At 64.9% G+C, this 14,699-nt stretch carries 13 protein-coding genes; 4 read left to right on the top strand and 9 right to left on the bottom strand.

Features of this window, described 5'->3' with window-relative positions:
- Nucleotides 1-10: 10 nt before the first annotated feature.
- On the bottom strand, nucleotides 11-166 hold the full coding sequence (locus SO156_RS01835; RefSeq protein ID WP_458144789.1) for a hypothetical protein: 156 nt from the start codon (nucleotides 164-166) through the stop codon (nucleotides 11-13).
- Nucleotides 167-296: 130 nt separating this feature from the next.
- On the opposite strand from SO156_RS01835, the gene SO156_RS01830 reads away from it, so the two are divergent.
- Nucleotides 297-1,178, top strand: a complete 882-nt coding sequence (locus SO156_RS01830) for a DUF6502 family protein (protein ID WP_458144790.1) — start codon at nucleotides 297-299, stop codon at nucleotides 1,176-1,178.
- Complete coding sequence (locus SO156_RS01825) at nucleotides 1,175-2,368, top strand: DUF5666 domain-containing protein (RefSeq protein WP_498533636.1); 1,194 nt, start codon at nucleotides 1,175-1,177, stop codon at nucleotides 2,366-2,368. Before SO156_RS01830 ends, SO156_RS01825 begins: the two co-directional genes overlap by 4 nt.
- 50 nt (nucleotides 2,369-2,418) lie before the next feature.
- Here the strand turns inward: SO156_RS01825 and SO156_RS01820 are convergent, their stop codons facing one another.
- The 6 genes from SO156_RS01820 to SO156_RS01795 are packed head-to-tail and all read right to left on the bottom strand — an operon-like array spanning nucleotide 2,419 to nucleotide 7,335.
- Nucleotides 2,419-3,141, bottom strand: coding sequence for an amino acid ABC transporter ATP-binding protein (locus tag SO156_RS01820; protein ID WP_458144792.1), 723 nt, complete (start codon nucleotides 3,139-3,141; stop codon nucleotides 2,419-2,421).
- A 9-nt stretch (nucleotides 3,142-3,150) separates the two neighbouring features.
- The gene (locus SO156_RS01815) at nucleotides 3,151-3,855 is read right to left on the bottom strand and encodes an amino acid ABC transporter permease (RefSeq protein WP_498533635.1); all 705 of its coding nucleotides are present in this window, start codon (nucleotides 3,853-3,855) and stop codon (nucleotides 3,151-3,153) included.
- Nucleotides 3,855-4,553, bottom strand: a complete 699-nt coding sequence (locus SO156_RS01810; protein ID WP_498533634.1) for an amino acid ABC transporter permease — start codon at nucleotides 4,551-4,553, stop codon at nucleotides 3,855-3,857. The genes SO156_RS01815 and SO156_RS01810 overlap by 1 nt, the downstream gene beginning before the upstream one ends.
- A 49-nt stretch (nucleotides 4,554-4,602) precedes the next feature.
- Nucleotides 4,603-5,421: an ABC transporter substrate-binding protein gene (locus tag SO156_RS01805; protein ID WP_498533633.1), complete on the bottom strand. Its 819-nt coding sequence runs from the start codon at nucleotides 5,419-5,421 to the stop codon at nucleotides 4,603-4,605.
- Nucleotides 5,422-5,446: 25 nt separating this feature from the next.
- Nucleotides 5,447-6,664 carry an aspartate transaminase gene (locus SO156_RS01800; RefSeq protein WP_498533632.1) on the bottom strand — a complete coding sequence of 406 codons (1,218 nt, stop codon included), beginning with the start codon at nucleotides 6,662-6,664 and terminating at the stop codon, nucleotides 5,447-5,449.
- Complete coding sequence (locus tag SO156_RS01795; protein WP_498533631.1) at nucleotides 6,661-7,335, bottom strand: RraA family protein; 675 nt, start codon at nucleotides 7,333-7,335, stop codon at nucleotides 6,661-6,663. The genes SO156_RS01800 and SO156_RS01795 overlap by 4 nt, the downstream gene beginning before the upstream one ends.
- A 127-nt stretch (nucleotides 7,336-7,462) precedes the next feature.
- Between SO156_RS01795 and SO156_RS01790 the strand changes: the two genes are divergently transcribed.
- Nucleotides 7,463-8,392 (top strand): LysR family transcriptional regulator, encoded by a 930-nt coding sequence (locus tag SO156_RS01790; RefSeq protein ID WP_458144798.1) that lies wholly within the window; start codon nucleotides 7,463-7,465, stop codon nucleotides 8,390-8,392.
- A 117-nt stretch (nucleotides 8,393-8,509) separates the two neighbouring features.
- Here SO156_RS01790 and SO156_RS01785 read toward each other — a convergent pair whose 3' ends face one another.
- Complete coding sequence (locus SO156_RS01785; RefSeq protein WP_458144799.1) at nucleotides 8,510-9,865, bottom strand: M23 family metallopeptidase; 1,356 nt, start codon at nucleotides 9,863-9,865, stop codon at nucleotides 8,510-8,512.
- A gap of 111 nt (nucleotides 9,866-9,976) precedes the next feature.
- Complete coding sequence (locus tag SO156_RS01780; protein WP_498533832.1) at nucleotides 9,977-10,678, bottom strand: peroxiredoxin; 702 nt, start codon at nucleotides 10,676-10,678, stop codon at nucleotides 9,977-9,979.
- 195 nt (nucleotides 10,679-10,873) lie between these two features.
- On the opposite strand from SO156_RS01780, the gene SO156_RS01775 reads away from it, so the two are divergent.
- A complete protein-coding gene (locus SO156_RS01775; protein WP_498533831.1) occupies nucleotides 10,874-14,689 on the top strand; it encodes a YhdP family protein in 3,816 nt (1,271 codons plus the stop codon).
- Nucleotides 14,690-14,699: the final 10 nt, after the last annotated feature.

The raw sequence follows: 14,699 nt of genomic DNA, 5'->3' as shown, positions 1-14,699 counted from the left end.
CGCGCTCCGCTCAGCCGGCCATGAGGGCGGCGACGAAGGGCACCGCGAGCGTCGAGATGAAGATCACGCCGCGCAGCAGCGCGGGCAGCATCGGCTCGACCGCGCCAAGGCGGCGGCCGAGATGTGCAGAAATCATGCTGGAATTGCAGACCAGGCGGTCAGGCATTGGGTCAACTTTCCCTTTCGAGCCGAGCCCTCAGTTGCCGTCCCGTATATGTGGGAAAATTTACCACGTCAACGGCGCAAACGAAAAAAGTGGGATTGTGTCCCACGCGGGGCGCCGTTACAATTCGGACATGAATGCCAAGCCCGGGTCCAAGGCGGCGGATAAACCGGCTGCACCACAGCCGAACGCCGCGGCAAAGCTGCACGCGCCCCTGGCGCGGCTGCTGCGCCCGTTGGTGCGCCTGTGCATTCGCAGCGGCATGACCTTTCCAGCGCTGGCGCAATTGCTCCGCGAGCTGTTCGTCAACGTCGCCGAGCACGATTTCGCGCTCGAGGGCAAGGAGCAGACCGACAGCCGCGTCAGCCTGCTCACGGGCATCCATCGCAAGGAAGTGGCGCGGCTGCGCGGCGCCGGCGCGCCCGTGCATGAAGCGCCGGCGGCGGTATCGCTGACCAGCGCCGTGATCGCGCGCTGGTTTGCCGCGCCCGAATTCACCGATGCGAAGGGCGAGCCGCTGCCGCTGCCGCGCATGGCCGAAGGCGAGGCTCCCTCGTTCGAGCAGCTTGTCGCCTCCGTCACCAAGGACGTCCGTCCACGCGCGGTGCTCGACGAATGGCTCGATCGCGGGCTGGTCAGGATCAACGGCGAGGACGAGATCGAACTGGTCGAGGCTGCCTTCGTTCCGCCCGGCGAGAACGACAGCAAATGGTACTATCTCGGCCGCAACCTGCACGACCATATCGCCGCTGCGGCCGAAAACGTCTCTGGGCCTGCGCCGCGCTTCCTCGAACGCGCGGTGCATTACAATGGCTTGTCGCCAAAACTTGCAAAACGGCTCGAGGCGCGCTCGCGCGAGCTTGCGATGGAGGCCCTTCAGACCGCCAACCGTGAGGCGCGTCGCGCGCTCGCCAAGGACAAGGGCGGAGATGCCCGCTGGAATTTCGGCACCTACATTTATTGCGAGGACGTCGAGGAGGAGAGCAATGGCAGCGGCGAGGGCGGTCGCTCATGACCAAGCCGCCGCGCATATCCCGCCGCCTGCTGCTTGCGGGGGTCTGGCTCGCCGGAACGGGCGCCGCCTGGGCGCAAACCAGGCGCGGCACCGACCAGGGCATCGGCGGCACTGGCATCAGCCGCGGCGACGATCAGGGCATCGGCGGCACCGGCATCGTCGGCGTGATCCAGCGCTTCGGCAGCATCTACGTCAATGGCGAGCGTGTCGCTTACGCGGCCGACGTTCCGGTGCGGATCGATGGCGAGCAGGCAACGACGAAGAGCTTGCGCATCGGACAGCTCGCGCGCGTGGTCGCCGTTCGGCAGCCCGACGGCACGCTGGCGACGCGCAGCATCAATATCGCCAGCGAGGTTGCTGGCCCGATCGAAGCGGTGAAAGGCAACGAGATCACCGTGCTCGGCCAGAAGGTGCAGTCGAGCGGCCAGGAGAGCTGGCGCCGCGTCGGCACGCGTGTGGCCGTGTTCGGACTGCGCCGCACCGACGGCATGATCGTCGCGAGCCTCGTCGAGCAGCGTCGCAATGCGACCGCGCGGGTCTCGGGTCTGGTCGAGCGCGGTCCTGACGGACTGCATATCGGCGGCCTGCGGCTCAACGGTGCCGATGTCGCGCTGGTCGGCCAGCGCGTTCAGGTCGAGGGCAGCGCGAGCCAGGGCGCGCTCCAGGTTGCGCACGCCAGGGTCGACGATTTCTCGGATCTCGCCGGAGCGAGCCGGCTATCAGTCGAGGCCTATGTGCAGCGCGCCGGTGCCAATCTGCAGCTCGGCTCCGGTCTCGTCGCCCATGACGGCTCGCGCTTTGCGCCGAGTGCCGGCGAGTCGCGGGTGGTGCTGAACGGCGTGTTCGATCGTGGACGCGGCTTGCAGGTCGAATCGGTGCAGGCAGTCACGCAGTTCCCGGGATCGTCGCTGCAGGGACCGGGCAGCCCGCCAAGCTCTGGCGGCCATTCGCCGGGCGGCTCGATCCTGCATCCGGGAAGCGGCATGCCCGGCTCGCCGAGCGGCCAGCCCGGCGCGCCTGGTGGTGCTCCTGCGCCTGGTTCGGGCCCGGGGCCGGCTCCCGGCTCCGGCCCATCGGGCACGAGCGGACCGTCTGGTCCCGGCGGCCTCGGCTCACCCGGTGGTCCCATGGGGCCCGGCGGTGGCGGCTTCGGTGGTCCCGGCGGCGGGATGGGCGGCGGCCGACGCTGAGCATGATCTGGAATTCTCATCGCGCTTTAGGGTGCGAAGGTGAGAGCGCCCTAACGCGCCCTCGAGAGAAACGAGCGCAATCGCTCGTGACGGGGATCATCGAAGATCTTGGCCGGTGGACCGCTCTCGACGATCTGGCCCTTGTCCAGAAACCAGACGGTGTCGGCGACCTCGCGGGCAAAACCGATTTCGTGCGTGACGACCACCATCGTCATGCCGTTTTGCGCCAGTGACTTCATCACACGGAGCACCTCGCCGACCATTTCCGGATCGAGCGCGCTGGTCGGCTCGTCGAAAAGCATGACGTCCGGATCCATCGCCAGCGCGCGTGCGATCGCTACGCGTTGCCGTTGCCCGCCGGACAGGCGCGACGGCAAGGCGTCGGCCTTGTCTGCCAGTCCGACACGGTCGAGCTCAGTCATGGCGCGCTCTCTGGCCGCAGCCTTGCGCAGTTTTCGCAAGCGCTCGAGCCCCAGCGTGATGTTGCCGAGGGCGGTGAGATGCGGAAACAGGTTGAACGCCTGGAACACGAATCCGACGCGCTGGCGCAGACGGTTAATGTCGACGCCACGCCCGGCGACATCAACACCCTCGAACAGCACTTGTCCGCCTTGAATGTCTTCCAGGCGCGTCACCGTACGAATGAGCGTGGATTTGCCGGAGCCCGATGAGCCGAGCAGCGTGACGACCTCGCCCCGTTTCACTTGGCCGGTCACGCCGGCCAGCACCTGGTGCTGGCCAAACCATTTTTCGACGGCCTCGAAGCGGATCATGGCTTGCCCTCACGCCGGCCGAACGCCGAGCCCGCCGCGCTCGGCGGCCAGCCGCCGTTCCAGCCAGCGCGCCGCCGATGTCAGAGTGAAGCAAAGCGTGAAATAGGTCAGCGCCAGCAATCCGTAGACCTCGAACGGTTGCGTCATGAGCTGGTTGTTCACCTGGCTCGCCGCAAACGTCACCTCGTTGGCGCTGATGACATAGCCGAGTGAGGTCTCCTTGATCGTGGAGACGAACTGGCTGACCAAGCTTGGCATCATGTTGTGCAGGACTTGCGGCAGGATGACCTTGAAAGTGGTCGGAATGTAACCGAGGCCAAGGGCCTTTGCCGCTTCTGTCTGACCTTTGGGCAGGCCTTCAATCCCGGCCCGGATGATCTCCGAAAGATAACTCGCCTCGTAGACGACAAGTGCGAAGAGCAGCGTCTCGACGCCTCCGACCGTACGTCCGATCAACAGCGGCAGCGCGAAATAGGTCCAGAAGATGAACATGATCAGCGGCAATCCGCGTACGACGTACACCACCGCCGTTGCTGGTCCGCGCAGCCAGCGATAGGAGCTGAGACGAGCCAGCGCGAGTCCGATTGCGACTGGAAAGCTGAGGGATAGGCCGGCGACCGCGAGGAACAGTGTCATTGCAAGCCCACCGACCGGACCGTGCGGGTATTGCCCGATCAGGAACAGAAGCCAGTTGTCCTCGAGGATTTGCAACATCAGCGCAGCTCGAGTTTCAACCGCCGGTCGGCGAAGGCGCCGAGCGCCATGATCCCAAAGGAGATCGCAAGATAGATGATCGTTGCGACAGCGAACGCTTCGAACGTCTTGAACGTGTAGCTGTCGACCTCGCGGGTCCGATAGGTCAGCTCGCCGACGCCGATCGCCATGGCGAGGCTGGTGTTCTTGAACAGGAGCAGGGTCTGGTTGATCAGCGGCGGAATCACGATGCGCAGCGCCTGCGGCAGGATCACGTAGCTCATCGCCTGGAGATAGTTGAACCCGATCGAGCGCGCGGCCTCGTATTGCGTCTTCGGGATCGAGCGAATTCCGCTGCGTAAATCCTCGGTGATGTAGGCCGCGCTGGCGAGGCCCAGTGCCACCATCGCGAGGAGAAACTCGCTGTGGTGGCTGTTGACCCACGTGCGGATGGCGCGAGGCAGCAGTTGCGGGACGCCGAAATACCAGACCAGGATCTGAACCAGCAACGGAACGTTGCGATGATATTCGACGTAACCTGCCACCAGCCATTCGAGCGGCCTGAACGGAAGCATCCGGACCAGCGTCAGGATGATCCCGATCGTCATTCCGAGCAGCCAGGCCGCCAGGGTCAGAGCGATCGTCGTCGCCACGCCCCAGATGAACCAGTCCAGATATTGGCCGGTCAGGACTGCGGCCGGGTCGAAGACATAGCCCATCGTTAAGTCATGTACTCCCGATGTTCAGTTTGGCGCGGAGGCGAGGGGATCAGCCCTTGATCTCCTCGATCTTGAAATCCCGCTTCATGTCATAGACCGTTCCGGGCCCGAACCACTTGGCAAAAATCTTGCCGGCTTCTCCGGATGCATCCAGCTCAGCGAGCACCTTGTTGACCTGATCCTTGAACGCAGCTTCGCCCTTGCGGACACCGAGCCCCCATGGTTCGACGAAGACCGACTTCTCGACGATCGACATCGGCGAGGACGCCTGTGCCTGTTTGAGGAGTTTCACCAGGATCAGCTCGGAGGCGCAAAATCCGTCGACCTTGCCTTGAACGACGGCAAGAAACCCCGCCGACGAATCCTGGAAGGTTACAGTTTCGGCGGTCGGGATGACACGCCTGACGCCCTGTTCCGAGGACGATCCCTTGAGCGCGCTTATCTTCTTGCCGGACAGCTGCTCGAGCGTCGCGATGCCGGAATCGGCCGACACCAGCACCTTTTGCTCGCTGACAAAATACGAATAGCTGTAGTCGATCTGTTGTGCGCGTTCCTTCGACCAACCGAGATTGGCAGCGAGGATATCGACCCGGCCCTGGAGCAGCTCGGGGATGCGGGCCTCGACGGCCATCGGCTTGAGCTCGAGCGCGACACCGAGCGACTCCGCGACCTTGCGGCAGATGTCGATGTCGTATCCCACGATCTCGCGCGTCTTCGGATCCTGGAAGCTGAACGGCTCGGCCGTGCCGAGCGTGCCGCAGACCAGCTTGCCGCGGGCCTTCACATCGGCAAGCTCGTCGGCCTTTGCCACGCCGACAACCCCGGTGAGGAGCAGGATTCCGGCGGCGGCAACCTGGAATAATCTCATGGCTCTTTCCTTCATCCTTCTGCGGTTAGCGCAAGGCCGCACAGGTTCGCGCGAGCCGTGTGCAGGCCTCCTCGATCTTCGGCAATGAGGTCGCGATCGACATGCGCAGATAGGACGGCATGCCGTATGCCGTTCCATCGATCACTGCGACGCCGGCGGCATCGAGGAAGTGCATGACGACGTCCAGATCGGTCTTCAGAACCTTGCCCTCGGGCGTGGTCTTCCCGATCAGGCCGACGCAAGACGGAAACACATAGAAGGCGCCGTCTGGCGGAAGGCACGAGAGGCCGGGGATATCGTTCAGCAAGGCGACCGCACGATCGCGGCGGCGGCGATACATCTCGCGGGCCTCGGTGACGAAGCCCTGATCGCCTTCAAGAGCGGCCGTCGCCGCCGCCTGGCTGATCGCAGACGTGCAGGACGTCGATTGCGACTGGATCGTGTTCATGGCTGCGATGAGCTCTGCGGGCCCCGCGCCGTAGCCGAGCCGGAAGCCGGTCATGGCATAGGTCTTGGAGACGCCATTGACCAGCAAAGTCCGCTCCTTAAGCCGAGGCTCGACGGCCACGATGCACGGCGTTGCCCCGTCATTGAAGCGGATGTGCTCGTAGATGTCGTCTGTCATGACAGCGACATTGGGGTGGCGCAGCAGCACTTCGGTCAGCGCACCGATCTCGGCGGCGGAATAGAACGCGCCGGTGGGATTGCATGGGGAGTTCAGGATGAGCCAGCGCGTTTTGGGCGTGATCGCTTGCTCCAGAGCCTCGGCCGACAGCTTGAATCCCGAGTTCTCGCCGCAGTTCACGATCACTGGCGTGCCGTCGCAGGCCTCGACCATGTCGGGGTACGAGACCCAATAGGGCGCCGGGATGATGACCTCATCGCCGGCTCCGAGCGTGGCGGCGAGCGCGTTGTAGATGACCTGCTTGGCGCCGCCGCCGACGGAGATCTCGTTCATGGCGTAACGGACGCCGTTCTCGCGGGCGAGCTTTTCGATGATCGCCTTGCGCAGCGCGGGCGTTCCGTTGACCGGCGTGTAGCGCGTCGCGCCTGCTTCGAGCGCGGCAGCAGCCGCCGCGCGGATGTGCTTCGGCGTATCCAGATCAGGCTCGCCGGCCGTGAGATCGATGACGTCACGACCCTCGGCCTGGAGCTGTCGGACCCGATCCCGCGCCACCATGCTCGGCGACGGCTTGATTCGCTGGACCCTCGGGGCGAGGGCGATGGCACCGGCGCGGCTCATGACGCCGACCCTTGAGCGGGAGTATTCCCTGTACCCATGTAAGAATTGTCGAGACGACCTTCGCGGATGGCTGCGAGTGCGCCGGCCTCGCGCGTCTCCTGCTGCCTGACACGCTCGAGCAGCTCCGCGGCAACGGATTGGTCGAAGGCGATGACACCGTCCTCGTCGCCGAGGATGACGTCGCCCGGCATCACCACCATGCCATCGATCGAGACCGGGACGTTGATCTCTCCGGGACCTGATTTGTAGGGACCGCGATGCGTGACACCACGTGCGAAGCAGGGAAAGCCGGCTTCCGCGAACGCGCCGACGTCACGGATGGCGCCGTCGATGACGAAGCCGGCGACCCCCATCGCCTTGGCGCGCGTCATCATGATCTCGCCGACAAGGGCCTGGCCGAGATCGCCGCCGCCATCGACCACGAGCACGTCGCCCGGCCGGAGCTGCTCATAGGCCTTGTGCAGCATGAAGTTGTCGCCGGCGCGAGTCTTGACGGTGATCGCGGTGCCGATCAGGCGGGCGCTGCCATGGAACGGTCGGAGCGCGCGCGTGCCGTGCAACCTATTCATGTTGTCCGAGACGATTGCAACCTGTGCGGCGGCAAAATCGGCGATGATTGCAGGCGGGACGGAGGGCGGTGAGGGGAGCAGTCGATGGCCGGGCAGGAGCATAGGCAGAACCGATGGGCTGTGTGCTGAAGCGCAGATGTCGCCTAAAGCCTGCCCCGCGACAGACTTGAAGAAAAGTGAATATTTTTCTAGAGATGAAATCGCTTTTTTCGAATGATATGGCACAACCATGGTGAGCCTGACGCTGAAGCAGGTCGAAGCCTTCTACTGGATTGCCGAATTGGGTGGTGTGGTCGACGCCGCGGAGCGTTTGAACCTCGCGCAATCGACCATCTCCAAACGTATCGCCGAACTGGAAGCAGCAGTCGGGACTACCCTGTTCGATCGCAACAGCCGAACGATCAGCCTGACGCGCAGCGGCGAAAACCTGATCGAGCTCGCCGCTCAGCTCTTGGAGCTTGAGGCACGAATGCGCCAGGTCGCAGCCGGGCCGCTGGCCTTCAGCGGTACCTTCAGGTTCGGGGTCACCGAACTCGTTGCCCTGACCTGGCTCCCGAAACTGATCGTGGCCATGAAGGAGGCCTATCCGGCGGTCATTCCGGAGCCTGAGGTCGAATCCAGTGTCGTGCTGCTCGACAAGCTCGCCGATCGTCGGCTGGATCTTGTGATCGGTCTTGATCCGCCGGCCAGTGCCTACTTCAACGCGCTGCCGCTCGACAGCGTCACACTGCAGTGGATGTCGGCGCCCGGCGTCGGCCCCAAGGCCAACGAGGCTGCGCTCGATGAGATCGCCCGGTACCCGATCCTCACCCAGGGAGAAGGATCAGGCTTGCAGAAGCTCGTTCTGGATTGGCTGGGCGCGAGCGGCATCAAGCTCAATCGCGTCGTCAAATGCAACAGCCTGAGCGTCCTCTCGGCGCTGGCCGTGGCCGGGCTCGGCATCACCTTTCTGACCGAGCAGTATTTCCGGCACGAGATCGAGATCGGTCTGCTGCGTACGATCAGGACGTCGCCGCCCATCCCGCAGATCAGATATTTTGCCGTCACGCGTGCGGATGTTGTCGATCCGCTGGCCGGGCAGATCGCGCGCATTGCGCGTGAATGCTGCGATTTCTCGCTTCGCGGCTTGTCGGCGCGGCGCGTCGGACAGGGAGCATGATCCGGAAAAGTGTGAAGCGGTTTTCCCTCGCGACAAACGCGGAACGCGTTTGCGCGCAGATCATGCTCAAACAATAACCCAAAGCGCGATGACCATTCAGCCCAATCTCATCGCGCTTTAGCCGGCGCTGAGGCGTACGCCGGCGCGCAGGAATTTCTGCGGATCGACCGCTTCGCCGTCGATCCGGGTTTCGTAGTGCAGATGCGGACCGGTCGAGCGGCCGGTCGATCCGACCAATCCGACGACCTGGCCGATCTTCACGATCTCGCCGACCTTGACGTTGATCTCGGAGAGATGGCCGTAGCGGGTCGAGAGCCCGTTGCCGTGGTCGACCTCGACCATGCGGCCGTAGCCACCCGACCATCCAGCCGACACCACCTTGCCGTTGGCGGTCACGCGGACGGGATCGCCGGTCGCGGCGCGGAAGTCGAGGCCGGTGTGCATCGCCGGCCGGCCGAGGAACGGATCGCTGCGCACGCCAAAGCCTGAGGTGAACTCGACCTCACCGATGACCGGCTTGCGATAGGGCACCAGCGCCAGCGTGCGGTTGAGCCGATCCACCTCGGCGCGCGTGACATTGATACGATAAAGCTGCTTCTCGAACGGACCGGCATTCGCGGTGAGTTTGACGGGTACAAACGGCCCGCCCATCGCAGTCCGCGGCACGGCTGCTTCGAGATCGGCGAGGTTCAGGCCGAGATCACTGACCACGCCGCGCATCCGACGCGCCCGCGATTCCATGTTCTCCTCGACCGCGCTGAGCGCTGCGACCTGGCGTCTCTCGACCTGGTCAAGCGAGGTCTGCAAGCGCACCAGCACGTTGTCAAAGCCCTGAACCTTGGCGAACTGACTCGGCTGCGGGCTGGCGATCGCAGGGGTGCGCGATTCAAGCCGCGCCTCGCGATCCGGTGGTGCCACGAAAATCACGGTGTCGCTGATTGGCGAGGGCTTTGGCGTGCCCTGAGGCGGGGGGGCCTCGCCGCGTTGCGGTGTCGCGCGCGGGATCGATCCGGTCACGTCCGGCATGGCGCCGAGCGCGGTTGCGCGGGACTCGAGCGCGGCCTGGCGCTTCATGATCTGGTCGAGCTTCTGGTCGAACTGCTCCTGGTCGAGCAGCTGCCGGCTCGTGGTGCGATCGACTTTGGCCCGGAGCTCGGCGATGCGATCCTCATAGGCATATTGCATCTCTGCTTGGCGGGCGATCAGCCGCGTCAGCACGTCGTCGCGGAAGGCGAAATAGGTGGCGGTCGCCGCCGACCACAGGCCGAGCAGCACGACGGTCCCGACCACGATCCAGAACACCACGGGCCCGAGGCGGACCTGCTTGCCGTGATGCACGATGGTGTAGGCGTCGTCGGCGGCGGGCAGGGGGATCGCGGCGGCGGTGCTGACAGGACGGCGGTTGAAGGGCCGCCCGTGGTCGTGAGGGTGATGCTGGGAGGCGTGCGAGTATTGGGCAGAACTTTTCGACATCGGCACTCCCGCGCCGGTCGGAGAAGTTCCGTACGGCTCAATTGCCGCAGCAATCTGGGCCGCTCATGGTTAATTTTCCGGAAACGGGAATGCTCGAATTCGCACAACTGGTTAAAGGGATGCTGCCGCCGACAGCACGTCCTCGGCGTGGCCGTCGACCCGGACGTTGCGCCAGATTCGCGCCACCTTGCCGTCGGCGCCGACCAGCACCGTGGTGCGAAGAATCCCAAGGAAGGTCCTGCCGTACATCGATTTTTCGCCCCAGGCGCCGTAGACCTCCAGCATCTCGTGCTGCTCATCCGAGATCAGGGGGACGACAAGGCCGTGCTTGTCGCGGAACTTCTCCTGGGCCTTCAGCGGATCAGCCGAGATGCCGAGCACGCTCGTGCCGGTCGCGGCGAAGGCATCTTTGAGCCGGGTGAAGTCGATCGCCTCCCGTGTGCAGCCGGGCGTGTCGGCGCGAGGGTAGAAGAACAGGACCAGCTTCTTGCCGGAATAGTCGGCCAGCCTCGCGATGTCGCCGCCGTCGCGCGGGAGGCTGAAGGCGGGTGCCTTCTGGCCTTCGGACAGGGCGCCCTTGTCTACTTTGGCGGCCTTCGCGGCGACGGCTGCCGACTCGGAAGATTTTAACCGTTTCGACGTGGCCTTGTGCGATGCTGCCAGGGTTGAGGTCTTTGTTGATTTGCGTTTTGCGGCCCGCTGCGTCGTCGCGGGCTTCGTTGTCGCCGTAGTCCGCGTTTGAGTCCGTTTTTTCCTGGGGGTTGGGCTGCCGGAGGCCGACTTGGACGATTTCTTTCGCGTTTTCTTGGACATACGCCTTCCTTTCGACGCTTTCGGCGGGTCAACCAAAGCGGTATTGCAGATCTCGTCCGGCGTGCCGGAATCGCGCCCTCGGCTGGGCAAGTCTGACGACGCCGGAGTATGGTTACAAGGAATTCCACGCACCACCCCACTGCTCGTTGAACGCGCTCTCGGGGCGAAATGACGAACAGCAGGCACATCAAGGGAATGGCAGCAATGCCGGGGCAGGGACGTTTGGTCCCCGCGGACGGCTGCGGCCCCGGCGGCGCTCAATCCAGGGATGGGCGCCTGTATCGAGAGGCAATGGCAAGGAATACGTCGCCCCAGGACCACAACGGGGACCTCTATCGGGACCTCGATCGGCGCCCCGGAGTGCAAGAGCCTCTCGAATGGGACGCGGTCGATTGGGATCCGGACCAGGAGGCGGCGGCAGGTCACCAGGCGCGCCGGCTGTTGTCCCGTTCCAGCTCCCGCTTTCATCGCGTAGGTGACGGCTTCGGCGCGTTCGGTCGCTGGCTTGCGGCTGATCGCTGGGTCAAGCGGCTTGCCCTCGTCACCGGTACCCTCGTCATCATCTTCGTCTGTTGCTTTGCCACGCTGTGGTGGCGGCTCGGCGCGGGTCCCATCAATCTCGACATGGCGACGCCATGGCTCGCGGCTGCGATCGAGGACAATATCGGCCACGGCAACACCGTCGAGGTCGGCGGCACACAGATCGAACGTGCAGGGCGAATCCGCATCGCCGTGCGCATTCGCGACATCATCGTCCGCGACCGCGATCACGCCATCGTCGCAAGCGCGCCGAAGGCTGAAGTGCGGCTGTCGGGCATGGCGCTCCTGATGGGTCGGCTGCGCGCCGAGAGCCTCAATCTCGTCGATGCCGAGCTCGCGATCCGGATCGCACCCGACGGCACCGTCACGGTGTCGGCCGGCGAAACCGCAAAACCGCTCGCCACCGGCGTTGCGTCGAAGAAGGAGGCGGGCCTGCCTCCGACCTTCCCGCGTCCGGGATCTGCGCCGCCTCTCGCGACGACCGCTCCCGCCACTTCGTCCGGTCCGGACGCGGGTGCAGCTTCTTCCAGCGGCAGCACGCAGAGCGGACTGCTTGCCGGGCTCGACTGGCTCGACAGCCTGAGCCTGACCGGGCTCGACGGGCAGAACCTCAACGAGATCGGCCTGAAGAACGGCAATCTGATTGTCGACGACCAGCAACGCGGCAGCAAGTGGAGCTTCGAGAACATCAGCCTCAGCCTGCGCCGGCCGCACGGTGGCGGCGTTGCGCTCAGCTTCGGCGAAGAGGGCGCGCGACCATGGTCGCTCCGCGCCACGATCGGCCCTGCCGAGAACGGCGTGCGCTCCGTCGATATCCGCGCCGACAAGGTTTCGACCTCGAACATCCTGCTGGCATTGCGGCTCAAGGACCTGACCTACAATGCCGACCTGCCGCTGACCGGCGAGCTCAAAGGTGAGCTCGGTCGCGACGGCCTGCCGACCTTCTTCCGCGGCAAGGTTCTCGTCGGCGCGGGGAACATCATCGACACCGATACGCCGGATTATCCGATGGCGATCGACTCGGCCGAGCTCAATCTCGAATGGGACGCCGGACGCCGGGTGCTGGTGGCGCCGTTCAAGATCATCTCCGGCGCCAACCGGGTCACGCTGCTCGCGCATCTCGAGCCGCCCAATGGCACCACCAACGACTGGCAGCTCGGTTTCAGCGGCGGATCGATCCTGCTGGGCGGCATCGACAACGAGCCGCCGCTGGTCTTCAACCGCATCAACATCGGCGTCCGTTTCGACACCGACCACAAGCGCGTCGTGCTGGCGCAGGCCGACATCAGCAATGGCGAGATCGGCGTCGCCGGCACCGGCGCCATCGATTATTCCGGCGAGCCCCGGCTGATGCTCGGCTTTGCGGGCACGCCGATGTCGGCGTCCGCGCTCAAGCGGATGTGGCCGACGCTCGTCGTGCCCGAGCTGCGCGAATGGGTCATCGAGCGGATCGAGCGCGGCACGCTCCAGCGCATCGAGATCGGCGTCAACTCGCCGACGCGCAACCTCCCGCGCAAGGGCCCGCCGATCCCCGATGACGGCCTGTCGGTCAACATCGTGGCGAGCGGCGTCGCGGTTCATCCGGTGGACGGCATGCCCTCGGTGCACGATGCCGACTTGAAGGCGCACGTCACCGGACGCACCGCGACCGTGACGATCGGGCAGGGCATTGCCGATACGCCGGCGGGACGCAAGATCACGATCTCGGATTTCACCTTCGAGGTGCCGGACATGGCGCCAAAGCCGTCGCCGTCGCGCAGCAAGTTCCGCGTCGATGGTCCGGTGCCGGCGGCTGCGGAAATTCTCGCCAATGATCGCCTGAGCGATCTGTCCGCCACCTTCGTCGATCCCAACACCAGCAAGGGCAATTTCTCGGCCAACATCACGCTCGCCCTGCCGGTGAAGGGCGAGCTGACCAAGGCGGATACGAGCTACACCGTCACCGCCGATCTCAACGGCTTTGCCGCCGACAAGCTGGTGATGAACCAGAAGCTCGAGGCGAACAGCCTCAAGATCGTTGCCAACAACCAAGGCTACCAGGTCAAGGGCGACGTCAAGATCAACGGCCAGGCGGCCTCGCTCGATTACCGCAAGCCGGCCGATGGCGATGCCGACGTCAAACTGCAGACCACGCTCGACGATGCAGGTCGCGCCCGTCTCGGTTTCGATTTGAGCCCCGCCGTCAGCGGTTCGCTGCCGGTCAAGGTCTCCGGCAAGATCGCCAGCGCGCCGGACCAGACCACGCGCCTCGGCATCGAAGCCGACCTGACCTCCATCAAGCTCGACAACATCCTGCCGGGCTGGGTGAAGCTGCCGGGCAAGTCGGGCAAGGCCAGCTTCAAGGTGGTGCCGACGGCGCAATCGACGCGGCTCGAGGACATCGTCGTCGAAGGTAGCGGCGTCTCGATCAAGGGCTCGCTCGAGGTCGACCAGAACGGTGACCTCATGAATGCGAACTTTCCGACCTATTCGCCGTCCGACGGCGACAAGACCTCGCTGAAGGTCGAGCGCGGTCCCGACGGCGTGGTGAGGGGCACCATGCGCGGCGACGTGTTCGATGGCCGCGGCTTCCTGAAGTCGGCGATCTCGGGCAATTCAGGCAAGGACGACAACAAGAGCAAGCTGAAGAACGTCGACTTCGACATCGACGTCAAGCTCGGTGCGGTGGCCGGCTTCAACGGTGAGGCGATGCGCAGTGTCGATGCCAAGATGTCGCGGCGGAGCGGCGCGGTCAAGGCGCTCACGTTGAGCGGCAAGATCGGCAAGGATGTGCCGGTGACGGCAGACCTGCGCGGCGGGCGCGCGCAAGGCGGCCGCGAGGTGGTCTACCTCCAGACCAATGACGCCGGCGCTTTCCTGCGTTTCTCCGACACCACCAACAAGGTGTTCGGCGGCCAGATGGTGGTGGCGATGGAGCCGCCGACGTCGGAGCCGACGGCGCGGGAAGGTCTCATCAACGTGCGTGACTTCACGGTCAAGGGCATGGAGCAGCTCGATCGCGTCGCAGCAGGGGGACCCAACGGTGCGCAGAGCGGTGTCTCCTTCACCGCGTTGCGCGCGGAATTCACCCGGCAGAACGGCGCGCTCACGATCCGCGACGGTGTCGTCAAGGGACCGATGATCGGCGCGACCATTGAGGGCGCGATCGACTATCCCGGCAATCAGGTGTGCATGAGCGGCACCTTCGTGCCGGTGTACGGGGTGAACAACATCTTTGGCCAGATTCCGTTGTTCGGCATCTTCCTCGGCGGCGGCAATAACGAGGGGCTGATCGGCGTGACCTATGAGGTCGTCGGCACACCGGCCGCACCCGTGATGCGCGTCAATCCGATCTCGGCGATGGCGCCGGGCCTGTTCCGCAAGATCTTCGAGTTCAACACCGGCAAGCAGAACTCGCCGTTCGACGAATTGCCAACGCAATCGGGCGATTCGCGGCCAGTCCCAAGCGGTTGCAATGTGGCGCGGCGGTAGCGTGAGGCGG

The sequence above is a fragment of the Bradyrhizobium sp. UFLA05-125 genome (genome assembly GCF_059803515.1).
The sequence above is the reverse complement of the archived record's forward strand: the minus strand, read 5'-3'. Positions and strand labels throughout refer to the sequence as shown.